The sequence below is a fragment of the Rubellimicrobium mesophilum DSM 19309 genome, assembly GCF_000600335.2.
Classification (GTDB): domain Bacteria; phylum Pseudomonadota; class Alphaproteobacteria; order Rhodobacterales; family Rhodobacteraceae; genus Rubellimicrobium; species Rubellimicrobium mesophilum.
In genome coordinates, this window is sequence record NZ_KK088573.1 from 26,459 (window position 1) to 52,020 (window position 25,562).

General features: G+C 72.0%; 25 protein-coding genes and 2 pseudogenes. 9 read left to right on the plus strand and 18 right to left on the minus strand.

Features of this window, described 5'->3' with window-relative positions; all coding sequences use genetic code 11:
- Positions 1-28: 28 nt before the first annotated feature.
- From RUMESO_RS11990 to RUMESO_RS12010, 5 genes are all read right to left on the minus strand, one after another.
- Complete coding sequence (locus tag RUMESO_RS11990; RefSeq protein WP_037280482.1) at positions 29-568, minus strand: TRAP transporter small permease subunit; 540 nt, start codon at positions 566-568, stop codon at positions 29-31.
- Between the two features lie 122 nt (positions 569-690).
- Complete coding sequence (locus RUMESO_RS11995) at positions 691-1,056, minus strand: VOC family protein (RefSeq protein WP_245639253.1); 366 nt, start codon at positions 1,054-1,056, stop codon at positions 691-693.
- A gap of 15 nt (positions 1,057-1,071) precedes the next feature.
- The gene (locus RUMESO_RS12000) at positions 1,072-1,887 is read right to left on the minus strand and encodes an arginyltransferase (RefSeq protein WP_037280486.1); all 816 of its coding nucleotides are present in this window, start codon (positions 1,885-1,887) and stop codon (positions 1,072-1,074) included.
- Positions 1,888-1,988: 101 nt separating this feature from the next.
- Positions 1,989-2,456, minus strand: a complete 468-nt coding sequence (locus RUMESO_RS12005; protein WP_051521274.1) for an RDD family protein — start codon at positions 2,454-2,456, stop codon at positions 1,989-1,991.
- Between the two features lie 100 nt (positions 2,457-2,556).
- Positions 2,557-3,084 (minus strand): DUF2852 domain-containing protein, encoded by a 528-nt coding sequence (locus RUMESO_RS12010; RefSeq protein WP_082483974.1) that lies wholly within the window; start codon positions 3,082-3,084, stop codon positions 2,557-2,559.
- 181 nt (positions 3,085-3,265) lie between these two features.
- Between RUMESO_RS12010 and RUMESO_RS12015 the strand changes: the two are divergent.
- The 5 genes and pseudogenes from RUMESO_RS12015 to RUMESO_RS12035 all read left to right on the plus strand — a co-directional run bounded on the left by RUMESO_RS12015 (position 3,266) and on the right by RUMESO_RS12035 (position 9,330).
- Positions 3,266-6,048 (plus strand): annotated as a pseudogene (locus RUMESO_RS12015) ([protein-PII] uridylyltransferase family protein).
- The gene (locus RUMESO_RS12020) at positions 6,045-6,320 is read left to right on the plus strand and encodes a hypothetical protein (RefSeq protein ID WP_037280488.1); all 276 of its coding nucleotides are present in this window, start codon (positions 6,045-6,047) and stop codon (positions 6,318-6,320) included. Before RUMESO_RS12015 ends, RUMESO_RS12020 begins: the two are co-directional and overlap by 4 nt.
- Before the next feature lie 42 nt (positions 6,321-6,362).
- Positions 6,363-7,418 carry a peptide chain release factor 1 gene (gene prfA / locus RUMESO_RS12025; RefSeq protein WP_037280490.1) on the plus strand — a complete coding sequence of 352 codons (1,056 nt, stop codon included), beginning with the start codon at positions 6,363-6,365 and terminating at the stop codon, positions 7,416-7,418.
- Positions 7,419-7,424: 6 nt separating this feature from the next.
- Positions 7,425-8,255 (plus strand): peptide chain release factor N(5)-glutamine methyltransferase, encoded by an 831-nt coding sequence (prmC, locus tag RUMESO_RS12030; protein ID WP_037280492.1) that lies wholly within the window; start codon positions 7,425-7,427, stop codon positions 8,253-8,255.
- A gap of 232 nt (positions 8,256-8,487) precedes the next feature.
- On the plus strand, positions 8,488-9,330 hold the full coding sequence (locus tag RUMESO_RS12035; RefSeq protein ID WP_037280494.1) for a DUF4167 domain-containing protein: 843 nt from the start codon (positions 8,488-8,490) through the stop codon (positions 9,328-9,330).
- 108 nt (positions 9,331-9,438) lie between these two features.
- Here the strand turns inward: RUMESO_RS12035 and rsmA are convergent, their stop codons facing one another.
- Genes rsmA through lptF form a run of 7 tightly spaced genes read right to left on the minus strand, consistent with a single transcriptional unit; the run spans position 9,439 to position 16,788 of the window.
- A complete protein-coding gene (rsmA, locus tag RUMESO_RS12040; protein ID WP_037280496.1) occupies positions 9,439-10,281 on the minus strand; it encodes a 16S rRNA (adenine(1518)-N(6)/adenine(1519)-N(6))-dimethyltransferase RsmA in 843 nt (280 codons plus the stop codon).
- Positions 10,269-11,240 carry a 4-hydroxythreonine-4-phosphate dehydrogenase PdxA gene (pdxA, locus tag RUMESO_RS12045; RefSeq protein WP_037280498.1) on the minus strand — a complete coding sequence of 324 codons (972 nt, stop codon included), beginning with the start codon at positions 11,238-11,240 and terminating at the stop codon, positions 10,269-10,271. The genes rsmA and pdxA overlap by 13 nt, the downstream gene beginning before the upstream one ends.
- A gap of 22 nt (positions 11,241-11,262) precedes the next feature.
- Positions 11,263-12,474, minus strand: a complete 1,212-nt coding sequence (locus RUMESO_RS12050) for a peptidylprolyl isomerase (protein WP_037280500.1) — start codon at positions 12,472-12,474, stop codon at positions 11,263-11,265.
- A gap of 15 nt (positions 12,475-12,489) precedes the next feature.
- Positions 12,490-14,586, minus strand: a complete 2,097-nt coding sequence (locus tag RUMESO_RS12055; RefSeq protein ID WP_037280501.1) for an LPS-assembly protein LptD — start codon at positions 14,584-14,586, stop codon at positions 12,490-12,492.
- Positions 14,583-15,674, minus strand: a complete 1,092-nt coding sequence (gene lptG / locus RUMESO_RS12060; RefSeq protein WP_037280503.1) for an LPS export ABC transporter permease LptG — start codon at positions 15,672-15,674, stop codon at positions 14,583-14,585. The genes RUMESO_RS12055 and lptG overlap by 4 nt, the downstream gene beginning before the upstream one ends.
- Positions 15,671-15,838: a hypothetical protein gene (locus RUMESO_RS28165; RefSeq protein ID WP_342670770.1), complete on the minus strand. Its 168-nt coding sequence runs from the start codon at positions 15,836-15,838 to the stop codon at positions 15,671-15,673. Before RUMESO_RS28165 ends, lptG begins: the two co-directional genes overlap by 4 nt.
- Positions 15,835-16,788 carry an LPS export ABC transporter permease LptF gene (gene lptF, locus RUMESO_RS12065; protein ID WP_342670771.1) on the minus strand — a complete coding sequence of 318 codons (954 nt, stop codon included), beginning with the start codon at positions 16,786-16,788 and terminating at the stop codon, positions 15,835-15,837. Before lptF ends, RUMESO_RS28165 begins: the two co-directional genes overlap by 4 nt.
- A 120-nt stretch (positions 16,789-16,908) precedes the next feature.
- Here lptF and RUMESO_RS12070 point away from each other — a divergent pair.
- Together RUMESO_RS12070 and RUMESO_RS12075 are read left to right on the plus strand one after the other, a co-directional pair.
- A pseudogene (locus RUMESO_RS12070) lies at positions 16,909-18,381 on the plus strand (leucyl aminopeptidase).
- Positions 18,382-18,432: 51 nt separating this feature from the next.
- Complete coding sequence (locus RUMESO_RS12075) at positions 18,433-18,897, plus strand: DNA polymerase III subunit chi (protein WP_037280505.1); 465 nt, start codon at positions 18,433-18,435, stop codon at positions 18,895-18,897.
- On the opposite strand, the gene RUMESO_RS12080 is transcribed toward RUMESO_RS12075, so the two are convergent.
- Entirely contained in the window at positions 18,869-19,570 is a 702-nt protein-coding gene (locus RUMESO_RS12080; protein ID WP_037280507.1) for a M48 family metallopeptidase, read from the minus strand. The genes RUMESO_RS12075 and RUMESO_RS12080 overlap by 29 nt on opposite strands.
- A 31-nt stretch (positions 19,571-19,601) precedes the next feature.
- Positions 19,602-19,772 (minus strand): hypothetical protein, encoded by a 171-nt coding sequence (locus RUMESO_RS25760; protein ID WP_169791168.1) that lies wholly within the window; start codon positions 19,770-19,772, stop codon positions 19,602-19,604.
- 358 nt (positions 19,773-20,130) lie between these two features.
- Here RUMESO_RS25760 and dksA point away from each other — a divergent pair, with 358 nt between their 5' ends.
- Positions 20,131-20,553, plus strand: coding sequence for an RNA polymerase-binding protein DksA (gene dksA, locus RUMESO_RS12085; protein ID WP_037280510.1), 423 nt, complete (start codon positions 20,131-20,133; stop codon positions 20,551-20,553).
- A complete protein-coding gene (locus tag RUMESO_RS12090) occupies positions 20,553-21,695 on the plus strand; it encodes an FAD-dependent monooxygenase (RefSeq protein WP_037280512.1) in 1,143 nt (380 codons plus the stop codon). Before dksA ends, RUMESO_RS12090 begins: the two co-directional genes overlap by 1 nt.
- Here RUMESO_RS12090 and RUMESO_RS12095 read toward each other — a convergent pair.
- The 4 genes from RUMESO_RS12095 to RUMESO_RS12110 form a co-directional block, all read right to left on the minus strand.
- Entirely contained in the window at positions 21,692-22,069 is a 378-nt protein-coding gene (locus tag RUMESO_RS12095) for a hypothetical protein (RefSeq protein ID WP_037280513.1), read from the minus strand. The genes RUMESO_RS12090 and RUMESO_RS12095 overlap by 4 nt on opposite strands.
- A gap of 131 nt (positions 22,070-22,200) precedes the next feature.
- Entirely contained in the window at positions 22,201-22,980 is a 780-nt protein-coding gene (gene xth, locus RUMESO_RS12100) for an exodeoxyribonuclease III (RefSeq protein ID WP_037280515.1), read from the minus strand.
- Between the two features lie 79 nt (positions 22,981-23,059).
- Positions 23,060-23,386 carry a HesB/IscA family protein gene (locus RUMESO_RS12105; RefSeq protein WP_037280533.1) on the minus strand — a complete coding sequence of 109 codons (327 nt, stop codon included), beginning with the start codon at positions 23,384-23,386 and terminating at the stop codon, positions 23,060-23,062.
- A 65-nt stretch (positions 23,387-23,451) separates the two neighbouring features.
- On the minus strand, positions 23,452-25,562 hold a 2,111-nt coding region (locus tag RUMESO_RS12110; protein WP_051521275.1), incomplete at its 5' end, for a PBP1A family penicillin-binding protein.

Sequence of the window (25,562 nt, forward strand, 5' to 3'; positions counted from 1 at the left end):
GCCGTAAAAGAACACTGGCGGGGGCTCCCTACTGCTGCGGCTTTTCGTAGTCGGTGCTGAGGGCGAGGGCGCCCCGCAGGGCGGCGATTCGCTTTATGAGTTCGGACAGGCCCTGGAGGGCGACAAGGGCAAAGCCCACGCAGATCACCATCCGCACCGGCCACCGCAGGAGCCCGCCCGCGCTCGACGACATCTCGCCGGTCTGCAGCGCGCGGATGGCGATGGGCCAGGACAGCCAAGCGAGGAGGAGGGTGAAGGGGAACAGGAAGAGGAGGATGCCGAACACGTCGATCCAGAGCCGCGCCCGGTCGGACACCGACATATAGACGAGGTCCACGCGCACATGCTCGTTCCGGCGCAGGGTGTTGGCCGCGCCGAGCATCACGACGCCGGCGAATAGGTACCACTGGATCTCCAGGAAGGCGTTGGAGCTGTAGTCGAACGCATAGCGCATGATGGCGTTGCCCGCGCTGATGAGGGCGGCGGCGAGTACCAGCAGGGCCGCGACGCGGCCGAGGAACATGTTCAGCCTGTCGATGCCGCGCGACAGGCTCAGAAGAGCATCCATGGTCCCTCCCCGTGGGGCGCGTGGCAAAGCCGGCTTCGCTCGGAGCCTTCACGGAGAAGCCGTTCGCGTCAACCATGCCGGAGGGTCAGAGATCGACAACCCCCGGCCCTTGTGCCGCAGCGTCACGGTGGGCCGAGGAGGTCCCAGCGGTTGCCCCAGGGGTCGCGCCAGACGGCGACGGTGCCGTAGGCCTCGTGCCGGGGCTCCTGCTCGAACCAGGCGCCGGCGGTGCGGAGGCGGGCGGCGGTGCCCTCGAAGTCCGCGGTGCGGAGGAAGAAGCCCACGCGTCCACCGGCCTGCCGGCCGATGGCGGCCTGCTGCTCCGGCCCCACGGCCCGGGCGAGGAGGAGGGCGCTGCCGCCATCGGGCGGCTCCACGACCACCCAGCGCTTGCCGCCGCCCTGGTCCTCGTCCGAGCCGAGCCGCCAGCCCAGGCCCTCCACGAAGAAGGCGATGCCCTCGTCGTAGCTTGGGACGACGAGGGTCACGGCCTGGAGCCGCACCTACTTGGTGCCGCGCGCGTCGGGGAGGTGGATGCGGGCGACCTGCTCGGCGATGGGGTCCACCGAGAGGGGATGCGTCTCGGCCGAGTAGGTCGAGGGATCGCCGAGGGGCTGCCACTGGCCGCGCTTGTAGACCTCCAGGGCCCCGAAACGGGCCTTGTAGCCCATCTTCTCGCTCCCCGGGACCCAGTAGCCCAGGTAGACGTAGGGCAGGCCCAGCTCCCGCGCGATCTGGACATGGTCGAGGATCACGTAGGTGCCCAGAGAGTCCTTCGGTCGCGTCGGGTCGAAGAAGGAGTAGACCATGCTCAGCCCGTCATCGAGCAGGTCGGTCAGGCAGACCGCGCGCAGGTCCGCGTCCGGCGCGTGATACTCGATCAGCCGCGAGCGGACGGGCGTCTCCTCGATCATCGCGGCGAACTCGAAGATGTCCATGTCGGCCATCCCGCCCTCGGCATGGCGGCCGTCGAGGTAGCGGCGGAACAGGGCGAACTGCTCCTCGGTCGCCCAAGGGCTGGTCGCCCGGCGGCGCAGGACGGCGTTGCGCCTGATGACGCGCCACTGGCTGCGCGAGGGCTCGAAGTCCGCGACGCGGATGCGGGCCGAGTAGCAGGCCTGGCAGTCCGCGCAGGAGGGCCGGTAGAGCACGTTCTGGCTGCGGCGGAAGCCCTGGCGCGAGAGCGCGTCGTTGAGCTTCTCCGCCTGGTCGCCCTGGAGGGCGGTGAACAGCTTCCGCTCCATCCGCCCCTGAAGGTAGGGGCAGGGCTGCGGGGCCGTCACATAGAACTGTGGCGCGAGGGGCAGCGAGTGGCGCATGGGACCAGCGATCGGAGGGCAGGCGAGGGCGGGGCAGGTTTGAGGTTAGTGTGACTGCCCCGCCCCGCCAAGGGCGGAGTTGGCCGTTTTGTGCTCCGAGTTCATGCCGGCTTGTTGATGACCGCCGTGCCGAGCGCGAGGTCGGTCAGGCCCTGGCCCCGGCCGAGCACGATCATGAGCGCCACCGAGACGAGCTGGAGCGGGAAGACCGCCATGGACACGCTGTAGCCCAGCACGTGCGCGAAGGCGGTCGCGGGGTCCAGCCGCCCGCCGTCGCGGGCGCGGAGCGTGATCCCCATCAGGCGCATCCCCCAGGTCGCCGAGCCCCCCGAGAGCGTCGCCCAGCGGTAGAGGAAGCCCACCATGAGCCAGAGGAACGGCCACCAGAACAGGGCCGTGAAGGCGGTGAAGGGCAAGGCGAGGAGGCAGAGGAGAAAGGTCAGGCTCGCGTCCACGACCCAGGCCAGGCCCCGCTTGGTCGTGACGCCCTCGTAGAACTCGGGCTCGCGGACGGGGTCGGGGAGGCCGTGCAGCACGGACGCGGGACGGACGAAGGGACGCGTGGTCATCGGGCGGAACCTGCGGGCGGGAGAAAGGGGAAAGGGCGGGAGAGGCCCCGCCCTTCGCATGGTGATGTGGGAGCCCGGTCGGGCCCCCACAAGGCTCGGGTCAGGCCGCCTGCTCGCCGTCCTCGGTCGGGGTGCGGTCGGCGGCGCGGCGGGCGCGGTCCTCCATGAACTGGTCGAACTCGGCCTTGTCCTTGGCCTCGCGGAGCCGGCCCAGGAACTCCTCGAAGGCGCGCTGCTCCTCCTCCAGGCGGCGGAGCGTGTCGGCCTTGTAGGAGTCGAAGGCGGCGTTTCCGCTCGGGCGCATCGCGCTGCGGGCGGAGCGCATCCGGTCCTCCCAGCCCTCGCGCATCTTGCCGCGGCCCCAGCCGCAGGAAAGGGCGCGGTCGGAATTATGGTGATGGCGATGTCCAAACATGCGTCCGGTTCCCAGCATGAAGAGGAGGAGGGCGACGCCCAGCGGCGGCGCGACGAAGAAGGAGAGGATCGTGACCGCCCACCAGGCGCCGCGCCCGCGCTCGTCGAGGAACTCGACGCCGCGCCTCAGACCGGAGACGATGTTGCTCAGGATCGAGGGCCGCTCGGTCGCGGGCCGATAGCCGGCTGGAGGATAGGATTCGGTGGAGCTCATTGCGCGGTGCCTCCTTCGGGGGCGGTTGGATGTGAACGTCTTTCACATTGCGGAAGATGGGACAGTGGGGTCGGGCCTTCAAGCCGTCATGTGAAAGACATTCACATCGACGGCGGCGTGAGCGAAAAAGCGCCGAAGGGGTCTGGTCGAGCCGGTCCGGACCTGCTCCAAGGGTCCTGCCATGAATGCCTTGTCCGCCCGCATCTCGCGCTTGCCCCGCCCCTGCGACCTCGAACGCGGGGAGCGGGCCGTTCCGTCGGGCGTGACCGGAGCCGTCCGCACGCTGCTGGTCGGCGCGGCGGGGAGCAGCCCCTACCTGGCCGAGCTGATGGCGCGGGAGGGCGAATGGCTCGGTCCCGCCCTGGACGATCCCGAGGGCGCGCTGGACGCGGCGTTGCGGGACCTGCCCGACGGTCCGCCCGACCGGCTCGGTCCGGCGTTGCGACAGGCCAAGCGGCGAGTGGCGCTCCTTGCGGGGATCATGGACCTTGCGGGGGCCTGGTCCCTCCAGATGGTGACGGGCGCCCTCTCGCGCCTCGCCGACCTCGCGGTGGATCGCTCGATCAGGGCGCTGGTGGCCGAGGCCATCGCCAAGGGGCGGCTCCCCGGCCTCGGGCCGGAGGACGCCGGCACCGCCGGCGGCATGGTCGCGCTCGCCATGGGCAAGATGGGGGCGGGCGAGCTCAACTATTCGAGCGACATCGACCTCATCTGCCTCTTCGACGAGACGCGGGTCTCGCGCGAGGACTTCCCGGCTGTGCGGGCGGGCTTCGTCAAGGTCACGCGGGCGATGACGGCGATGCTGCAGGACCGCACGGACGGCTACGTCTTCCGCGTGGACCTGCGGCTGAGGCCCGACGCAGCCGTGACCCCGGTCTGCATGGCCATGGCGGGCGCCGAGGCCTATTACGAGAGCCTCGGGCGGACCTGGGAGCGCGCGGCCTACATCAAGGCGCGGCCCTGCGGCGGCGACATCGCGGCGGGCGAGGGGTTCCTCGACACCCTCAGGCCCTTCGTCTGGCGCCGTCACCTCGACTTCGCGGCGATCCAGGACGCTCACGACATGAGGCTCCGCATCCGGGACCACAAGGGACTCGGCGGGGCCGCTGAACCTCGATGGGCACGACCTGAAGCTCGGCCGTGGCGGCATCCGGGAGATCGAGTTCTTCGTCCAGACGCGCCAGCTCATCGCCGGGGGGACGCGACCCCGCGCTGCGGGTGCGCGGCACGCTGGAGGGGCTGGATCGGCTCGTCGCCGCCGGCTGGGTCCCGCCCGATGCCGCCGCCACGCTCGCCGCCCATTACCGCCGCCTGCGCGAGGTCGAGCACCGGGTCCAGATGATCGCCGACCAGCAGACGCACGCCTTGCCGAACAGCGCCGAGGGCTGGGCGCGGCTCGTCTCCCTCATGGGCGAGAGCGAGGACGACGTGCGGCGCGACCTCCGCGAGCGGATCGAGGAGGTGCACGAACTGACCGAGGGCTTCTTCGCCCCTGGCCAGTCGGCAGCATTGCCGGAGGACGACTTCGGCGCCGAGGTCACCTCGCGCTGGCCGACCTATCCGGCGCTGCGGTCCCAGCGGGCGGTCGAGATATTCAATCGCCTCCGCCCCGAGATCCTGCTCCGCCTGCGCGAGGCCGCGCGCCCCGACGAGGCGCTGATGAGCTTCGACCTCTTCCTGGCCGGGCTTCCCGCGGGCGTGCAGCTCTTCTCCCTCTTCGAGGCGAACCCGGACCTCCTGCGGCTGATGGTCGAGATCAGCGCGACCTCGCCCGCGCTCGCCCGCTACCTGTCGCGGAACGCGGGGGTGCTGGACGCGGTGATCGCCGGGCGGTTCTTCGCGCCCTGGCCCGGTCGGGCCGAGCTTCGGGAGTCGCTGGGCCGAGCCGTCGCCCACGGGCGCGACCAGGAGGCGCGGCTCGACGCGGCGCGACGCTGGCTGAAGGAATGGTGGTTCCGAACCGGCGTCCATCACCTCCAGGGCCTGATCGGGGCCGAGGAAGCCGGGCGGCAGTATGCGGACCTCGCCGAGACGGTTCTCGGGCAGGTCTTTCCTATGGTGTCCGAGGACTTCTCGAGGAAGCACGGCGGCGGCCCCGGATGGGGGGCCGTGGTGCTGGGGATGGGCTCGCTCGGGACGGGGCGGCTCTCGGCGACCTCCGATCTCGACCTGATCGTGATCTACGACGCAGGGGTGGACGGAGCCTCGGACGGGGCGCGGCCTCTCGCGACGCGGCCCTATTTCGCGCGGCTCACGCAGGGCCTGGTCACGGCGCTCTCGGCTCCCATGGCCGAAGGGCGGCTCTACGAGGTGGACATGCGCCTGCGCCCGTCCGGACGTCAGGGGCCGGTCGCCACCTCCTGGCCCTCGTTCCAGAGCTACCAGCGCGAGGAGGCCTGGACCTGGGAGCACCTCGCGCTCACCCGCGCCCGCGTGGTCGCCGGGGCGGGCGAGGGGGCGCCGGCGCTCGCCGAGCGGGTCGAGGCCTTCCGGGCCGAGCTGATCGCCGGGCGCCGGGGCGACGCGCGCGTCCTGCCCGACGTGGCCGGGATGCGCGCCCGGCTTGCCGCCGCCAAGTCGGGCGAGGGGGCCTGGGACGCCAAGTCCGGCCCCGGGCGGCTCCGGGACCTCGAGCTCTGCGCGCAGGGGCTGGCGCTCCTAGCAGGCTCGTCGGTGCGGTCCACGCCGGAGCAGATCGCCGCCGGACGCGAGGCGGGACTGATCGGGGCCGGGGACGCCGAGGTCCTGGACGCCGCCGCGAGCCTCTTCTGGAACGTCCAGGCGGCCGCTCGGCTCCTGACCGAGGGCACCCTCGACCCCGGCAAGGTGGGCGAGGGCGGGCGCCGCTTCCTGTTGCGCGAGACCGAGGAGGAGGCGATCCCGATGCTGGAGGCCCGCCTGGCGGAATCGGCCGAGGCGGCGGCGGCGGCGATCGACCGCGTGGTCGGAGGAGGAGAATCGTGACCGAGAAGGATCCCCATGACCCCAAGGGTCTCGTGCGCGAGTCCTACCGGATCGAGGGCATCACCGAGCCCGAGTGCCGGTCGATCTTCCTCGACTGGGCGCTTTCGCTGCCGCCCGACGCCGATCCCCGGCCGCATGTCCTGGCGCTCCTCGATCGCCATCGCGACGATGCCCATCCCATGACCGGGATGCTGCGGGCCGCCCTCGCCACCGCCGAGGCGCCGAGGCGGCGGGGCGGGCGCTACGGGCGGATCAACCCGCCGGGCACCTGAGGCGCCCTTGACCCTCCCGGCGCGAGAGGCGAGAGGACCCGCATGATCCTCGAGGACCGCCTCCGCGACATCGCCCAGCGCTACGCCTTCCTCGAGGCGAAGATGCAGGAGCCCCTCTCCCCCGCCGAGATCGCGCAAGTCTCGCGCGAGTGGTCGCAGCTCAAGCCGGTGGTGGAGGCCACCGAGGCCTGGCGCGCCCTGTCGGACGACCTGCGCGACGCCGAGGCGATGCTCGCCGACCCCGAGATGCGGGCGCTGGCCGAGGAGGAGCTGCCCTCCCTGCGCGAGCGGCTCGAGGAGAAGGAGCGGGAGCTTCGGGTGGCGCTACTGCCCAAGGACGCCGCCGACGCGCGCCCTGCGATGCTGGAGATCCGGCCCGGAACCGGGGGCGACGAGGCCGCGCTCTTCGCCGCCGACCTCGCGCGGATGTACCAGCGCTATGCCGAATCGCAGGGTTGGCGCTTCGACGTGGTCGAGGAGCAGGCGACCGACCTCGGCGGCCTCAAGGAACTCGTGGCGCGGATCGAGGGCGAGGGCGTCTTCGCCCGGCTGAAGTACGAGAGCGGCGTCCACCGCATCCAGCGGGTCCCGTCGACCGAGGCCTCGGGCCGCATCCACACCTCCGCCGCGACCGTGGCGGTGCTCCCGGAAGCGGAGGAGGTGGACATCCAGATCAACCCGAGCGACCTCCGGATCGACACCATGCGCGCCTCGGGCGCGGGGGGGCAGCACGTCAACAAGACCGACTCGGCCGTGCGCTTGACCCACCTGCCGACGGGGATCGTCGTGACCTCCTCGCTCAAGTCCCAGCACCAGAACCGGGACATCGCCATGCAGGTTCTCCGCGCACGGCTCTACGACATGGAGCGGGCCCGCACCGAGGGGGCCCGCGCCGCCAACCGCAAGTCGCAGGTGGGCTCGGGCGACCGGAGCGAGCGCATCCGCACCTACAACGTCCCGCAGGGGCGCCTCACCGACCACCGGATCGGCCTCACGCTTTACCGGCTCGACCAGGTCCTCGATGGCGACTTGGGCGAGGTCATCGACGCCTTGACGGCCCACGCGCAGGCCGAGGCGCTGGCGCAGATGGGCGAGTGAGGCGGAATGACCGGCTCTGACCTGCTCGCCCGAGGCATCCGAACCCTTCGCGTCGCAGACGTCCCCGAGCCGGTCGGGGACGCCCGACGGCTCCTCGCGCAAGCGCTGGGCGTGGGGCCTGGACGGCTGACGGTGATGCTGCCCGAGCCGGTTTCCGCAGACTCGGCAAAGGCTTATGAAGGACTCCTCGTTCGCCGCGCGAAGCGGGAGCCGGTGTCGCACCTCGTCGGATCGCGGACCTTCTGGGGCCGCGACTTCGAGGTCAACGCGGACGTGCTCGATCCCCGGCCCGAGACGGAGGTGCTGGTCGCCACGGCCCTGGAGGAGCCCTTCGCCCGTGTCCTCGACCTCGGGGTCGGATCGGGCTGCATCCTGCTCACCCTGCTCGCGGAGCGGCCGGACGCGACCGGGCTCGGCCTCGACCTCTCGCCCGGCGCCCTGTCGGTCGCGGATCGCAACGCCGCTCGCCTGGGGGTCGCGGGCCGCGCCTCCTTCGCGCGCTCCGATTGGTTCCAGAACGCGGACGGTCTGTTCGATCTCATCGTCTCGAACCCCCCTTACATCGCCCTGGACGAGATGCCGGCGCTGGAGCCCGAGGTGCGGGTCTGGGAGCCGCGCCTGGCGCTGACGGACGAGGGCGACGGCCTTGGCGCCTATCGCGCGATTCTGTCCGGTGCGGCGGCGCACCTTGCGCCCAAGGGCCGCCTGATGGTGGAGATCGGTCCCACCCAGGCCGAGGCCGTGGCGCGGATCGGGGCGGCCCAGGGCCTCGCTCCGCCGGAGATCCGGCGCGACCTCGACGGACGGGCCAGAGTCTGCCTGTTCCGCGTGCCTTGAGAACCGCAATCTGCCACCTATATCGACTCCAACTGTTTTGCCCTTGCCCTCATGTCCGTCGCGTGCTTAGTGGCGCCCAGCGGATGGGATGCGGGCAGCGGGCCGGCGGGCCTCGCTCAATCCCCCCGTCCGAAGCGTCGCCTTCACAGTCAGGTCGATTCCCCCGAACAGGCGCCATCGGCGTGGGATCAGGCCCCGAGCGTCACGAATTGCACCTGGAACAGACAGGCCCATGAGATCTTCCAAGCAGCGGCAGCGCAACAAGCAGAACCGCAACAACCGCCCCTCCGGCGGCAACATCATCAACCGCGTCTTCGATAGCTCGGGCCCCGAGGGGAAGGTGCGCGGCACCCCCGCCCAGATCATCGAGAAGTATCTCCAGCTCCACCGCGACGCGCAACTCGCCGGGGACCGCGTGAACGCCGAGAACTTCGCCCAGCACGCCGAGCACTATACCCGCATCCTCGCCGAGGCGATGCGCGACGTGGAGCGCGCCCGTGAGGAGCAGGAGCAGTTCCACCGCGAGCGCCAGCAGGAGCGCGACCGTCAGATGGAGCTCTCGCGCGAGCAGCAACAGCAGCGCGAGCAGCAGCAACAGCGCGACCGCGACCACCAGCGCGAGCGGGAGCAGCAGCGCGAGCGTGAGCGCGCCGCCCGCTTCCGTGCGCAGGAGGAGGCGTCCGGCGGTCCCGCCGACCTGGTCGAGCCGAGCTTCCTCTCCCAGCCGCTCTTCCCGGTCATGGTGGCCGATCCGCAGGATGACATGGCCCCCGACGCCGGCCTCGTGGAGACGCCGGAGGAGCGCGCCTCCCGCCCCGAGCGCCCCCGCCGCGAGGATCGGCCCTTCGAAGGCCGTGAGCGGCGCCCGCGCCGCGACCGCGAGGAGCGCCACCCCGCGCCCGTGACGGAGCCTGAGGCCGAACCGGTGGTCCCGGCTCCGGCGCCCGAGGCGGCTGCCCCGACCCCGGACGCCGAGCCCGCGAAAGCCGAGCGTCCCCGCAAGCCCCGCAAGCCTCGCGCGCCCAAGGCGGAGGGCCCAACCGAAGCCGTGGCCCCGCCCGACGCGGCGGAGTGAGGAACGCGAAAGGGCGGGGGCGACCCCGCCCTTTTCGTTGACGGCCGTTGGACAGGGTGCGCTTCGATCCACCCCCCGGACGCCGGACCGGTCCGTCGAAACCCGACCTCAGGCCTCGTCCAGCCTCCGCGCCAAGGCGCAGAACTGCTCCAGCGACACCCTCTCGGCCCTCTCGGTGGGCGGGATGCCGACCGCCTCCAGATGTGCCTCGATGTCCGGCGCGAGCGACCTCAGCGACGCCCGGAGCATCTTTCGCCTCTGTCCGAAGGCGGCCGCGGTCACGCGGGACAAGGTCCTGGGGTTCGCGGGGAACCGTGGCCCGGGGAGCGCGTCGAGATGCACCACCGCCGACGACACCTTGGGCGGCGGCACGAAGGCCTGGGGCGGCAGGTCGAGCACGATGCGAGGCTCGGCCCGCCACTGCGCCAGGATCGCGAGCCGTCCATAGGCATCGTCCCCGGCCCTGGCGACGATCCGCTCGGCCACTTCGCGCTGGAACATGAGCGTGAGCGAGGTCCAGAAGGGCGGCCACTCGGGCGGCGTGAGCCAGCGGACCAGGAGCTCCGTCCCCACGTTGTAGGGCAGGTTGGCGACGACCCGGACGGGCGGCGCGAGCCGGCCCGAGAGGTCCACCTCCAGCGCGTCGCCCTGGATGACCTCCAGCCGCCCCGGATAGTGCCCGGCGATCTGGGCGAGGGCAGGCAGGCAGCGCGCGTCCTTCTCCACCGCGACGACCTTGCGCGCGCCCTCGGCCAGCAGGCCGCGCGTCAGGCCACCCGGGCCGGGGCCCACCTCCAGCACGTCGGCGCGGGTCAGGTCCCCGGCCGCCCGGGCGATCCGGGCCGTCAGGTTCAGGTCGAGGATGAAGTTCTGCCCCAGGGCCTTCCTGGCGGAAAGGCCATGTGCCGCGATCACCTCGCGCAGCGGCGGCAGGCCGTCTATCGCCGCCACGGCACGCCCCGGCGCTTTGAGAGTCGGTCCGCGAGCTCCAGCGCCGCGATCATGGAACGGGCGTCGGCGATGCCTTTTCCGGCGATCCCGAAGGCCGTCCCATGGTCGGGCGAGGTTCGCACGAAGGGCAGTCCGAGCGTCGCGTTCACGCCCCGTGCGAAGTCCAGCGTCTTGATCGGGATCAGCGCCTGGTCGTGGTACATGCAGACGGCGGCATCGTAGCCCGCCCGCGCCTCCTGGTGGAACATGGTGTCGCCGGGCAGGGGACCGCGCAGATCCATACCCTCCGCCCGGAGCCGCTCCAGCACCGGCCCGATCACCGTCCGCTCCTCCGACCCCATGAGGCCACCTTCGCCGGCATGGGGGTTGAGGCCGGCGACCGCGATCCGGGGCGACGGCAGGCCCCAGTCGTCGCGGAGGGAGGCGTGGGTGATTCGCAGGACGCCCTCCAGCAGGTCCGGAGCGAGGAGGCGGGGCACCTCCGCGATCGGCACGTGGATGGTGGCGGGCACCACCCGGAGCGCGTCGCAGGCCAGCATCATGACCACCTCCACGTCGCCGCCGAGATGGGCCAGGAACTCGGTGTGGCCGGGGTAGGCGAAGCCTGCGCCCCGGATCAGCGCCTCCTTGGAGATCGGCGCGGTGCAGAGCGCCCGCGCGCGTCCCTCGCGGATGAGCCGGACCCCGTCCGCGATGGCGTCGATCACGCCTTGGGCATGGACGGGATTGGGCTCGCCCGGCATGGCGCCCGGGCCGAAGTCTCGCGCGAGGACAGGCAAAGCGTGGGGAGCGGCTTCCTCGGCCTCCTCGGGGCCTGAGACCTCGGCCACCGGCGTGCCGCGCGGCAGGTGGCGCGGGTCGCCGATCCAGAGGAGGGGGAGGCGCGTCGCCTCCCATGCCTTCGCGGCGACCTCGGGCCCGATTCCAGCAGGCTCGCCGCAGGAGACGACGATGGTCATGGCCGCGACCCCGGCGGGGCTCTCATTCGCCCACGATGGTGGCCGACGCCCGCAGGTCGGCGACCAGCGCGTCGGAAAAGGCCTCGAGCCGCTGGCTGCGAAGCGCGTTCCGCACCGCTTCGCGATCGGGCGCCCCCTCGGGCAGGGGGTAGGTGCGCGAGCAGAGCATGGTGAGGAGCAGCGTCTGCCCGCCGTCCGTCGTGCGGCCCCAGGTCGCCTCGTTGGGGTCGAGCTTGGCGAGGTCCAGCGCCACGTCCTCCGGAATGGAGCCCGGGGCCACCGCCTGCCTCTCGATGTTCTGGTCGGGCAGGCCCAGGGCGAAGAGGTCGGTGCAGGTGTCCGCGCGGGCGGCGATGCCGGCCGCCTTGCTCACCGCCTCCTGCGACAGCCCGCCAGGGATGCGCACGACGGCGTAGTCCACCAACTCCGGCTGCGCGGCCGGCACCGCCGCCTCGCGGACGTCGCGGAGCTGGAGCAGAGCCACCGCGCCCGTGACGGGCAGGGGCGGCGTCACCTCGCCGGGCGAGAGCTCCAGGATGATGCCCTGGAGCACCGCCGGGTAGTTGGAGAGAGGCGTCCAGTCGAGCTCGCCCCCTCGCTCGCGGGACGGCACCGCGGAGACCTCGCGCGCGGCGGCCTCGAACTCGGCGACGGAGGTGATCTGGGAGATCTGCCGCGCGGCGGCCTCGGCCTGGGCCTCCCGGCCCGGCGGGGCGGGAATGACGATCTCGTTGAGGAGCACCTCGATCCCCTGCCGCTCGGTCCCCTGCTGGGACAGGGCCTGCTCGACCTCCGGGTCCGTGACCTCGACCCTGTCGCCGAAGCGGGCGCGGATATAGTCGCGCCAGGTGACGTTCGTGGCCACGTAGTCGCGTAGCGTCTCGGGATCGACGCCCTGCGTGGCCAGCCGCGCCTCGAACTCCTCGGTCGAGAGTTCCGCGCGGGACGCGAAGTCGGCGAGGGCGCGGGCCAGCGCCTCGTCGGAGAGCGTGGCTCCCGCGCGATCGAGCTCCTGCTGCTTCAGCCGCTCCTCGACGAGCTGGGTCCGCGCGAGCTCTGGCAGGTCGCCGGGCGTCCCGAAGGCATCGAGGAGCAGGGCGCGCTGCTGGAGCTCGTATCCGGTGACGGCCCGGTCGTTGACCACGATCGCGGGCGAGAACAGGTCCTGCGCCGCAACGGGACCCCCGAGGAGGACGAGGACGCCCAGCGCCCGCAGGAAGTTACCGGAAGTCATCGCCCCTCCCTTGCCTCAGCCGCGGCAGGCGCCGGGCGTCACCCGGGCCTGCCGTCCGGCCGAGAAGCCGTTGAGATTGACCGAGAGCCCGAAGTCCGTCGAGGGCCCGCCGTCGTCGGCCGAGGTGTAGCGGCGCGCCACCGAAACGTCCACCTCGACGCATTCGTTGCGCCAGCCCAGGCCGAGACCCACGCGCGCGGGTCGGTCGGCCTCCAGGTCGTAGCGGGTGTCGCCCTGGATGGTCCACCGCTCCGATGGCCGCAGCTCGGCGTCGAACAGGATCTCGGCGGCCGTGTCGGGCCGGTCCTCCTCCGCGTCGGCGGGCACGTGGAGATAGGCCGTCCCCAGCGTGATCGCGTCGTTCGACCAGTCGAGCCGCGCCTCGGTCTTGCCGGGCCGGAAGTCGGCGAGGTCGTCGTGGAAGAGCGTCCGAAGGTCGAAGGCGAATCCCCCGGCGAGGTCGAGCCCCTCCGCCAGCAGCCAGTCCGAGGACATACCCGAAAGCCCCGAGGCCTGCGAAGCCTCCAGCGCCTCGGTCCTGAGCACCCGCCCGACGGCCAGCGTGGAGGAGAAGCCCGGTCCGGTCCGTGTCCAGGAGAGGCCCAGGGAAAGCCTCCCGCCGGTCTCCACCTCGTCCTCCCCCGGCAGGCGGGAAAGGGCATGGAGGTTCGCCTCGTCGAACTCCGGCAGCCGCGAATCCTCGTTGGGCGGCTCGTTCCCGAAGGCGCCGGTCCAGCCCAGCGAGGCCACGGGTTCGAGAAGGTCCGAGCCCGCCTGCGTCCCATGCCGGATCAGCGGCCAGCGGAGCGTCACGGCGGCGGCGGGAGAGGCGCGCAGGAACGATTCGGCATAGGCCGGATCGTCGGCCACGCGGTAGGCGTCGAGCGCCGCCCGGGCCTCGCCCTCGATCAGGACGCCCGGCCCGAGCACCCGGTCCGCGCGCCAGCCCGCGAAGGCCCCGGCCCGGGTCACGTCGCGCGAGGCCTCGCCCGAGCCGCTGGCCGTCCGCGCGAAGCCGTCGAGCCCCACCCCGAGGGTCACGGTCCCGCCCAGCGCGTCGTTGCGCTTCTCCCAGGAAAGCTGGGCCACGACCGGGGGCAGCGGCCCCTCCCTCTCGTCCTGGCGAAGCGAGCGATACTGGGTGACGTCGGCCGCGAAGAGCGAGGTCTGGCCCACCCGGCTCAGCCGGACCGAGGTCTCCAGCCGGTCGTCGTCGCTGTAGCCGTAGTCGAGGAGGTAGTCCTTGTCGCTCACGGCGGTCCCGTGGAAGAGCAGGTCCAGCCGGTCGCCCAGGTCGAAGGCCCCCCGCGCCGTCACGAAGCCGCGCGGGCCCTCGGTCAGGTCGTCGCGGCTCACCGCTCCCTCCACCTGCAGGTCGCCCCGCAGGAAGGCCTGCCGGTAGCGCGCCTCCAGCGTCCGCGTCTGCCGCGACAGGTAGGGGGTGAGGGTCAGGTCCCGCGTGGGCCCCAACTCGATGAAGTAGGGGAGCTTGAGGCCGACGCCGAGGTCGTCCGTCGTGCGGATGCGCGGGATAAGAAGACCCGTCGCGCGCTCGTTGTTCGGGTCGGGCAGGCGCATCCGGGGCACCCAGAAGATCGGGACGCCCCGCACCAGGAAGCGTGCGTTCTCGAAGTAGAGCTGCTCGGCCGCCTCGTCGTGGATCACCTGCTCGGCCCGGATCTCCCAGAGCGGCGCCGTCCCCGGGCAGACCTGGCAGGAGGAGGCAGCGGCGCCCGTCAGCGCGGTCAGCCCGTCCAGCCGGTCCACCCGGTTCGCGGCGAGCTGGAGCTGCCGGTCGAGTACCAGCCGCGCGCCCCGCAGGAGCCCGTCCTCCAGCCGAGGGTCGAGCTCGGCCCGCTCGGCGGTGACGACGGTCCCGTCCGCGTCGCGGATGAGGATGGGCCCTTCGATGGTCAGCCGGTCGGCGGCGCGGTCGTAGGCCACCTCGGCGGCCGAGAGCGTCGTCCCCTCGTAGAAGGCCTGCACGTTGCCCGTGGCCACCAGCCTCTCGTCCTGGGTCACGACGAGCGTGTCAGCGACCAGCACCGCGCTCTCCTGCGCCGGGGCGGCAAGGGGGAGGAGCGCCAGCAGGAGCGCGAGAAGGCGCCTCATCCTTCCTCCAGATGCAGCAGCAGCCCGAGCGACAGGAAGATAGCGGCCATCGGCGGCGCCCAGGCGGCCAGCGCGGGGGCGACCTCCCCGGCCTCGCCCAGGATGAGCGCGAGGTTCCGCAGGAAGTAGATGCCGAAGCCCGTCAGGATCGCGCCCAGCACCATCATCCCCGTCCGCCGCCCCCTCTGATGGCGCATCGTGAAGCCCGCCGCCACCAGCACCATGGCGAGGAGGAACGCGGGCTGCGCGAGCTCGGTCTGCAGGAACACCTTGTGCCGCTGCGCCGTGAAGCCCGCGTCCTCCAGCCGCTTGATGAAACTCGGCAGCTCCCAGATCGGGATGGAGGACGGCGTCCCGAAGCTGTCGCGGATCTGGTCGGGCGTCAGCGAGGAGGGAAGGGTCCAGCTCGCGTGCAGCGCCGCCTCGGCCTCGGGGTTGGCGGCCGTCAGGGGCCAGACCTTGGCCTGGGTCAGCGTCCAGCGTCCCGCGGCCAACTCCGCCCGCTCGGCCTCGATCCGCTCGCGCGGGCGGCCCTCGGCGTCGTAGGTGAGCAGGGTCACGCCCCGAAGCGCGGTCCCGTCGAGGTTCGACCGCGCGGCCCGGATCACCGTCGGCCCGGCCGCGCCGCCCTGCCGTAGCCAGAGCCCGTCCTCGGACAGCGCCAGCGCCGATTCCTCGCCGTTGATCCGGCCCACGCGCGACTCGTACTCGCGCGAGGTCGCGGCGACGATGGGGTTGAAGGCCGCGACCGCCAGCGCGCCCAGCAGCACCGCGACGATCGAGGGCCCGAGCAGCGCCCGCAGGGCCGACCGTCCCGAGCCGCGCGTGACCACCAGCTCCGAGGACTTGGCGAGGCTCAGGAACATGGCGATGGCGGCGATGATCGTGACCAGCGGCAGGATCGAGTAGAGCCCCGACGGCACGTTGAGGAGCGTGAGCCCGAGGATCGGCCAGAGCCCCTCGACGTTGTCGCCGAAGCGCTGGATCTGCTCCACGATGTCCACGAGGGCGAGGATGCCGAAGAAGATCGCGAGCGTTCCCAGGAACGTCTTCAGGAAGCGCCGCGCGAGGTAGCGGTCGAGGATCATGGCACGGCCTCCCGCCGCACCCGCCGGGGCCGCGCGGCGAGCCCGACGAGGAGCGACCCGACCGCGAGGCCCACCGCCGGGGACAGGTAGGCCAGCGGCCAGAGCATCGGGTCGTCGTGGACCGCCTGCGAGGCGACCGACTCCACGCCCTTGACGAGGATCACCAGCACCACCGCCGCGACCGTCTGCCTCCAGACGCCGAAGCGGCTGAACTGGCCGAGCAGCAGCGCCCCAGGGCGATCAGGGCGGCGGCGGGCGCGAAGAGCGCCTCGGCGACCCGCTCCTGTCCCTCGGCGAAGAGGATGCCTTCCGCCTTCCCGGTCTCCTCGGCCAGGGCGGGCGTCGGCATCAGGAGCTCCCAGGTCGGCACCTCGCGCGAGCTCCGCCCGCCGTCGCCCGCCGTCGGCAGGAAGGGCGAGAGATCGTAGGCCAGGTCGGCGAAGCTCGTGGCGAGGAGCCGACCCGTCTCCCTGTCGAGCCGCTGGATCATCCCGTCCACCATGACGAGCTGCGGGCCGCCTTCGCCGCGCACGAGGTAGGCCGAGGCGGCGGTGTAGGTCATGCTCTCGTCCGCGTCGCGCGTGTCCGACAGCAGCAGCCCCCGCAGCTCGTTGGAGGGCGTGACCTCCTGGATGTAGAGCGTGAGGCCCTTGGCGGGCGAGATGAACTCCCCCTCGCGCAGGAGCCGGGCGGTGGCCGTCTGCGCGATCTCCGCCTGCCGGGCGTTGAGCCTCACGAGGCTCAGGGGCACGAGGACGTGGGCGAGGATCGAGATCAGCACCGCCACGATCAGCCCGAAGGCCAGCACGGGCCGCGCGAGCCGCCAGGGCGAGGTTCCGGTCGCCTGGATCACCGTCAGCTCCGAATCCCCGCTCATCCGGCTCAGGGCGTAGAGCGTCGCCGCGAAGGCCGCGAGCGGCAGGACGATGCGGATGATCGAGGGCAGCGCCAGCGCCGTGAACTCCAGGAACACCCAGGCCGACTGCCCGTCCGCGATGAGCTGGTCGAAGAGCACAACCGCCCGGTTGATCCAGTAGACGAGCACGAGCACCAGCGAGGCGAGCCCGAAGACCGCCATCAACTGCGACAGCACGTATCTGTCGATCCGCCCCACCCGCGTTCCTTTCCCGCCTCGGGGCAGAGTTAGACCGGATCGGCCCCGGGTTGAACCTTCTTCTGGCCTCCCCCGACCCGCCGGGCTACCAACGCCCCGTCACGTTCCCGAGGAGCCGCCATGACCGACCCCGTCGCCATCACCTTCGCCCCGCTCGACCTCGAGGCGCTCGCGACCGCCGAGGGCCGCGTCGCGATCCTCGTCGAGGCGGAGGGCCGGATGAATCCGGCGGCGCGCAAGGTGGACCAGCTTGCCCGCAAGGCGGTCTCACGCCTCGTGGCCTCGTCCGGCTGGGCCAAGGCCAAGGTCGGGGAGGCCACGCTCCTGTCCTTCCCGGCGGGCCTCGCGGCCGAGGGCCTCGTCGTCGTGAAGGCTCCCCGCAAGCCCACCGCCGCCGAGGCGCGGAGCATCGGCGCGGCGCTGGCGAAGATGCGGGGGCCGGGCGCCCTCGCCGTCGCCACCGGCGGCTCGCGCAGGCCGAGGAGCTCGCCATGGCGCTGACACTCCGCGCCTACGACTTCACGCAGCACAAGACGGCACCCAAGGACCCCTCCGGCCCCGTGACGGTGATGGTGGGACGACCCCGACGCCACCCGCGCGCGCCTCGCCTCCTTCGACGCCGTCGCCTCGGGCGTCTTCTTCACGCGCGACCTCGTCAACGAGCCCGCCAACGTCCTCACCACCACCGAGTTCGCCCGCCGCCTCGAATCCCTCCGCGATCTCGGCGTGGAGGTCGAGGTCATCGAGGAAGCCGACCTCGAGAAGCTCGGGATGCGCCTCCTCCTCGCCGTGGGGCAGGGGTCCGAGAGCCCGTCCAAGGTCGTCGTCATGCGCTGGGCCGGCGGCGGCGAGGAGCCGCCCTTCGCCTTGGTCGGCAAGGGCGTGGTCTTCGACACCGGCGGGATCTCCATCAAGCCCGCGGGCGGCATGGAGGACATGACCATGGACATGGGTGGTGCGGGTGTCGTTGCCGGGGTCCTGCGGACGCTCGCGCTGCGCAAGGCCCGCGCCAACGTCGTGGGCCTCGTCGGCCTCGTGGAGAACATGCCCTCCGGCACCGCGACCCGCCCCGGCGACGTGGTCGCCTCCATGAAGGGCGACACGGTCGAGATCATCAACACCGACGCCGAGGGGCGCCTCGTCCTGGCCGACGTGCTCTGGTATGCGCAGGAGAGGTTCCAGCCCTCGGGCGTCATCAACCTCGCCACCCTCACCGGCGCCATCATCGTCGCGCTGGGCCACGAGAACGCGGGCGTCTTCTCGAACGACGACGGCCTCGCCGATGCCCTGATCGCCGCCACCAAGGCGGAGGGCGAGGGCGCCTGGCGGATGCCGATGGGCGACGCCTACGACGCCAAGCTCAAGAGCCGCGTGGCCGACATGATGAACGTGGGCGGGCGCGACGGCGGCTCGATCACGGCGGCACAGTTCCTCAAGCGCTTCATCAAGGACGGCACGCCTTGGTGCCACATCGACATCGCGGGCGTCGCCTCGGTGAAGTCCGATACCGCGCTCGCCCCCAAGGGAGCGACCGGCTGGGGCGTCATGGCGCTGAACCGCCTGATCGCGGACCGCTACGAGGCGAAGGGGTAAGGTCGGAAGGAGCCCGCCCTACGGAACTGGTCTAACGGACAAGGCCACAGGATGCCCGAAGCCTTCTTCTACCAGTTGAATGGCGACTCGCCCGAGGCGGTGCTGCCCCGGATGCTCGACATGGCCCTCGGAAAGGGCTGGCGCATCGAGGTCCGGGGCCTCGCGCGCGACCGGATGGAGCGGCTGGACCTCGCGCTCTGGGGCGAGGGGGGCGAGTTCCGGCCCCACGGCATTGCCGGCGGGCCCCACGACTCGGAGCAGCCGATCCTGTTGACCGTGGCCCAAGGGCAGGGGGACCGCGACTGCCTCATGGCGCTCGACGGCGCCCCTGTCTCGGAAGGGGAGGCCCTCGTTGCGCAACGGGTCTGCATCGTCTTCGACGGCTCTGACCCGGAGGCGCTGTCCACCGCCCGCACCCAATGGAAGGTGCTCACCGGCGCGGGCCTCGCCGCCCGCTACTACATGCGCGAGGACGGCACCTGGTCCCTCAGGCAGGAGCGTCAGGCGAGGTCCTGAGCCAGCGCGCCTCGTTCGCCTCGATGGCGCGGATGCGCTCCTCGGTCCTGGGATGGGTCAGCAGCCACGCGGGCGCCTGCGCTCCGTGCCCCGCCATGGCGCCCAGCTTGCGGAACAGCGACTTCTGCGGCCCCGCCCCGATCCCGGCCTTGATGAGCAGCGCCGTGGCGTAGGCATCCGCCTCGTATTCGTCGCGCCGCGACAGCCCGGCGGCGAGGAGGCTCACCAACCCCTGCGCGATCCAGACCCCGAGCCCCGGCAGCAGCCGCCCCAGCACCAGCGCGAGGCCCATCCGCACGGCGTTCTGCCCGGTGAAGTCGATCATCCTCCGCCGCGAATGCCCGAGCGCCACGTGCCCCAGCTCGTGCGCCACGACGCTCGCCATCTCCTCCGCCGTGACCTGCCCCGCGCGGAAGCGCTCGTAGAAGCCCCGGGTGATGAAGATGCGCCCATCGTGCGAGGCAAGCCCGTTGATCGCCGGCACCTCGTAGAGGTGGACCCTGATGCGCGGGATCTCCAGCGCCTCCGCCAGCCGCGCGAGGGCCGTCCTCAGCCCCGGGTCCGCCAGCTCCACCGAGTTCCGGTCGAGCTCCCGCGCCGTGCGCCATGCGAGCGTCCGCGCGTAGACGATCGCCGCGGCGACGAGGAGGAGAAGCGGGAGGAGCCGGATCATGCCCCGGATATGGGCACCCGACCGCGCGCTCTCAAGCGAGGTTGCGCTGGATCAGGATGAGCAGGAAAAGCCCGATCAGGCCACCGAGGATCGCGCCGACCGCCGCCCATTGAAGGAGGTCGAAACGCGTGCCCTCGCGCCGCCGTGCGCCCAGGGCCCCGAGGGCGGCGCCGATCAGCAGGCCGGCCAGAGGGTAGATCATGCGCGTGCTCCCGTCCGGTTGCGGCCCGCCCAAGGCCTATCGCGGGCGCCAGGGGGCGTCCAGACTCGCCCCCCGCCCGCAAAGATGGCGAAAGGAGGACGTCCATCGGGTTTCCCCGGCCCGTGGCCCCGCCGCCATGGCCGTTCCGTGGCGTCACACGACAACGCAAGGCGGGCCATGGACTTGCCCGACGGCCCGTTGCGCTTGCGTAGCATCGTCCCCCAAGCCACCGTCGGCTCTCACGAAAACGTTCGTGACAGTACCAGGCGAGGGGTGTAGGGAGCCCCCAAGGGCAGCAAGGGGCCGAGGCGGCTGGTGCGTTCCGTGAGCCAGCCACCGGCAGGACAGGGGAGCAGTGATGAAAGCCGAGATTTTCCTGCCGGAGGACTACCGTCCCGCCGAGGACGAGCCCTTCATGAACGAGCGGCAGCTCGAATACTTCCGCCGCAAGCTCCTCGCCTGGAAGGGTGAGATCCTCAAGGAATCGCTCGACACCATCGAGGGGATGAAGGACAGCACCCGCAACATCCCCGACATCGCCGACCGCGCCTCGGAGGAGACCGACCGCGCGCTCGAGCTCCGCACCCGCGACCGCCAGCGCAAGCTGGTCTCCAAGATCGACGCCGCGCTGCGTCGCATCGAGGAAGGGGAATACGGCTACTGCGAGATCACGGGCGAGCCCATCTCGCTCAAGCGCCTCGACGCCCGTCCCATCGCCACCATGACGCTCGAGGCGCAGGAGCGTCACGAGCGCCGCGAGAAGGTCCACAGGGACGACTGATGGCCAGCGCGCCCCGGCGGGAGGTCCTCGTCGTCGGAGGCGGCATCGGTGGCCTCGCGGCAGCCCTGGCCCTCGCCCGCCGGGGGGCCTGGGTTCGGGTGGTCGAGCAGGCGCCCGCCATCTCCGAGGTCGGCGCCGGCCTCCAGATCACCCCCAACGGCAGCCGCGTCCTCCGCGCCCTCGGCCTTTCCCCCGAGTCGGTCGGCGTCCGCGCCCTGGCGGTGGAGCCGCGTGACGCCCTCACCGGCCGCCCCATCGCGCGCTTCGACCTCCGCCGCGCCGGCGGCGACTACTTCTTCGTCCACCGCGCAGACCTCATCGACCTCCTGCGGCAGGGGGCCGAGGCCGCCGGGGTCCCCCTCCGCACCGAGGCCCGCGTCACCGCAATAACGCCCCATGGCGTCGAGCTGGACGGCGGCGAGCATCTGTCGGCCGACCTCGTCGTCGGCGCGGACGGGCTCCATTCGGTGGTGCGCCGGCATCTCCTGGGCGACGACAGGCCCTTCTTCACCGGCCAGGTCGCCTGGCGCGCCATCGTCCCGGTGGAGCAGGGGCCCGTCGCCCGCATCTGGATGGCCCCCGGCAAGCACGTCGTGACCTACCCGCTGAAGGACGGCCGCCTGAACGTGGTCGCCGTCCGCGAGGAGGCGCAGTGGGCCGAGGAGGGCTGGTCCCATCGCGACAGCCCCGACGCGCTCCGCCGCGCCTTCGGCGATGTCGCGCTGAACCTGAAGGCGATCCTCGCCCGCGTGACCGAGGTCGGCCGCTGGGGGCTCTTCCGGCATCCGGTCGCCGACAGATGGCACGACGGGCGCACGGTGCTCCTGGGCGACGCGGCGCATCCGACGCTCCCCTTCCTCGCCCAAGGCGCCAACCTCGCGCTCGAGGACGCCTGGGTCCTCGCCCGCGAGATCCTCCGCGACGACCTTCGCGAGGGCCTCGACCGCTACCAGGCCGAGCGCCGCCCCCGCGTCTCCGACGCCGTCGGGGAGGCCAACGCCAACGCGCGCAACTATCACCTGAAGGGAGCCAGGCGCCGCGCCGCCCATGCGGGGCTGTGGACGCTCGGCTTCCTGGCGCCTGGGGCCTTCCTCAGGCGCTACGACTGGCTCTACCGCTTCGACGTGACGGCCGACGGCTAGAAGTTGGCGGCGGCCTTCTCGGTCACGCGCTCCAGGACCTGATGCGTGCGCCAGTCCACGCGATAGGCATCCGGACCCACGCGCATGTAGACCCAGCCGTCCGAGGCGGGCGGCAGGCCGTAGTAGTCGGCGTTCAGGATGATCGAGTACTTGCCCTGCGGCAGCACGTCCCCGACCTGCGCCAGCGGCGTCGCCGCCGAGGCGCTGCTCATCGCGACCTCGGTCGGCTCGGTCGGGCGGGCCTGCGGATCGACCACCCGGATGCAGCGCGCGCCGGCCGCGGCGGTGCTGCACTCGGCTTGGGCGAGCGCGGGGCAAAGGGAGGGGATCGCCGCAAGCGCAAGCGCCGCGGCCTTGATGCGCAGGGTCATCATGGCGATACCTGACGGGTCCGTGATCTGTCGTGCTTGCCGGGTGAACGGCAACAGTCCGCTGCCGGTTCCCACGGTGGGACCGTCAGGACGCTTGACAGGCCAGTTTATTTCCGGGTGCCGTCGGAACCGACTCAGGCCTCGAGCTCGACCCAGACCGGAACGTGGTCCGAGGGCTTGGTTCCGCCGCGTGCGTCCCGCTCGATCCAGGCGTCCCTGAGGAGGTCCGCCGCCTGCGGCGTGAGCAGGTGGTGGTCGATGCGGATGCCGTCGTCCCTCTCCCAGGAGCCGCGCTGGAAGTCCCAGAAGCTGTAGACCCCCGGCGCCTGCGTCCGAAGCCGGATCGCGTCGTAGAGCCCCAGGTTCTCCAGTCGCCGGAAGGCCGCGCGCGATTCGGGCCGGAACAGCGCGTCGTCGCGCCAGTCGTCGGGCCGCCGCACGTCCCGCGCCTCGGGAATCACGTTGTAGTCCCCGGCGAAGACGGCCGGCTCCTCGGACGCGAGGATCGCCTGGACGCGGGCCTGCATCCGTTCCAGCCAGGACAGCTTGTAGTCGAACTTCGGCCCCGGCGCCGGGTTGCCGTTGGGCAGGTAGAGGTTGCAGACCCGCACGGCGCGGTCGCCCATCACCGTGGCCTCGATCCAGCGCGCCTGCTCGTCCTCGTCGTCGCCTGGCAACCCCCGGACCAGGTCCTCCAGCGGCAGCTTCGACAGGATCGCCACGCCATTGAAGCTCTTCTGCCCATGGGTGGCGATCGTGTAGCCCAGCCTCTCGATCTCCTCGCGCGGAAAGACCTCGTCCACGCACTTGATCTCCTGCAGGAGAGCGACGTGCGGCTCCTGCAGCTCGAGCCAGCCCAGCACGGTCTCGAGCCGCGCGCGGACGCCGTTGATGTTGTAAGTCGCGATCCTCATGGCCGCGACCCTAGAGCGCATCCCGAAAAGCGCGAAGCGGTTTTCGGACCAAGATGCGCGACAACCGAAACGGTCCCGATCAGATGGAGAAGGAGGTCCCGCACCCGCAGGAGGCCGTGGCGTTCGGGTTGTCGATCACGAAGCGCGCCCCGATCAGCTCCTCGCTGAAGTCGATCCTCGCGGAGGCCAGGAAGGGCAGGGACACCGGGTCCACCACGACCGTCTCCCCCTCGCCCGACAGCACGAGGTCGTCGTCCTTGGGATCGTCCAGCACGATCTCGTACTGGAAGCCCGAGCAGCCGCCGCCCGCCACGGCCACGCGCAGGGCCTTGCCCTGCTCGGCCGCGCCGATCTCGTGCAGCCGCGCGAAGGCGCGGGGGGTCACGGTCGGCGGGATCACGGGCATCTGGAACGACATGGCGCGGCCTCCACGGGGAAACGCCTCAGATATAGGAGGGGCAGGGCGCCGCCTCAACGGGTGCAGAGCCGGCGCGGTCCCATGAACGGCTGATAGGTGCAGTCCGAGGCGCGGAAGGACCGGTAGGCCGCCGCGCAGCGCCGGATATGGCACTGCGGCGCCTCGGCCTGGACCGGTCGGGCCTGCCGCTGGTCCTGGGCCGCCGCGCCGGCCTGCGCCTGCTGGGCCGGCGCCTGGGTGGCGAGCGTTCCCTCGCCCTGCGCCGTGACCACTACCCGGCGGAAGATCTCGGCCGGGAGGCCGCCCCCCGTCACCCGGTCCATGGGCGAGTTGTCGTCGTTGCCCACCCAGACTCCGACCACCAGCCCGCCCGCCCCGCCGATGAACCAGGCGTCGCGGCTCTCCTGGCTCGTGCCGGTCTTGCCCCAGGGGCGCAGGCCCGGGATCTCGGCGGCATGGCCCGTCCCGCCCTCCACCACGGCGCGGAGCATCTCCATCATCGGCTCCTGCGTCCGGGTCAGCGGCGTCTGCTCCGGCTCCGCGACGCCGGTCACGCCCAGCGAATCGCCCTCCTCGCCCAGGCGCAGGGTCTCGATCCCCGTGGCGTTGACCGGCGTCCGGCCCAGCCGCACCGCCGCGAAGGCCTCCGTCATGTCGAGGAGCGTCACCTCCGAGGTGCCGAGCGCGAGCGACGGCGTGGGCTTCAGCTCCGCCTCGATGCCGAAGCGCTGCGCGACCTCGACGATCCGGTCCACTCCCACCTCCTGCCCGACGCGGGCGGCGGCCTGGTTGTAGGACTTGGCGAAGGCCTCGCGCAGCGTCACCGGACCATGGCTCCGCCCGTCGAAGTTCTCCGGCGTCCAGCCGCCGACGTCGATGGGCTCGTCCTGCACCACGCTGTCCGGGCTCGCCCCCAGGATCAGCGCCGTCATGTAGACGAAGAGCTTGAAGGTGGAGCCCGGCTGCCGCTTCGCGTCCGTGGCGCGGTTGAATTGGCTCTGGCCATAGTCGAGTCCGCCCACCATCGCGCGCACCCGCCCGTTGGGCGTCATGGCGACCAGCGCCGCCTGGGTCGCCCCCGCCGCCGCGCCCTTCTCGGCCATGACCTCGCGGACGATCCGTTCCGCCTCGGCCTGGAGCTCGGGGTCCAGCGTCGCCGTCGCCGTCAGCCCGCCCGAGCCCGCGCCCTTCAGCGCCTCGACCTCGCGCAGCACCCAGTCGGCGAAGTAGCTCCCCGCCCGCGTGGGCGGCGGCTGCGGCGCGAGCACGGCCAACTGCGCGAGCGCCTGGTCCCGCGTCGCCTCGTCGATGCGCCCCTGCTCGGCCATCAGGTTCAGGACCAGCGCCGCCCGGTTCTGCGCCGCGCCCAGGTTGGCGATGGGGTTCACCTGGCTCGGCGACTGGATCGAGGCCGCCAGCATCGCCGCCTCGGGTAGCGTGAGCTCGCCCACGTCCTTGCCGTAATAGGTCTCCGCCGCCGCCGGCATCCCGTAGGCGCCGGACCCGAGATAGACCGAATTCAGGTACAGCTCCAGGATGCGGTCCTTGCCGAGCTGCCGCTCCAGCATCACCGCCAGCACCGCCTCCTGGAGCTTGCGCGTGAGCGTCCGCTCGGGCTCGAGGTAGAGGATCTTCACGAGCTGCTGGGTCAGCGTGCTGCCGCCCTCGACCACGCCCCCGGCGGTCACGTTGCGGTAGAGCGCCCGCGAGATCCCCCGCAGGTCCACGCCCCCATGCTCGCGGAAGCGCTGGTCCTCGATGGCCATGACGGCCTCGGGCAGGAAGGGCGGAAACTCGTCGAGCGCCACATAGGGCGCGCGATAGGCGCCCCGCGTCGTCAGCACCTCCCCGTCCACGGTGCGGACCGAGATCGTGGGCTCCTCGACCGCCGGCAGGATGTCGGCGAGCGGCAAGTCCCGCATCGTCGCCCAGACGAACAGGAGCGTGCCCGCCGCGCCCACGATCAGGAACAGGATCGAGGCCAGGAACAGCCGCCAGCCCCATCGGATCGTTCGCGTCCCCGGCGCGCGTCCTCGGCGGCGTGGGGCAGGGCGCGTGGGCGCCGCAGCAAGCTCCGCCGACGCGGGGCGCGCGCCGTCGCCCGGGGCCGGCCTTCGTGGCCCGAGGGAGCGGACGGCCGACGAGGCCCCGCCCGCGATCCCCG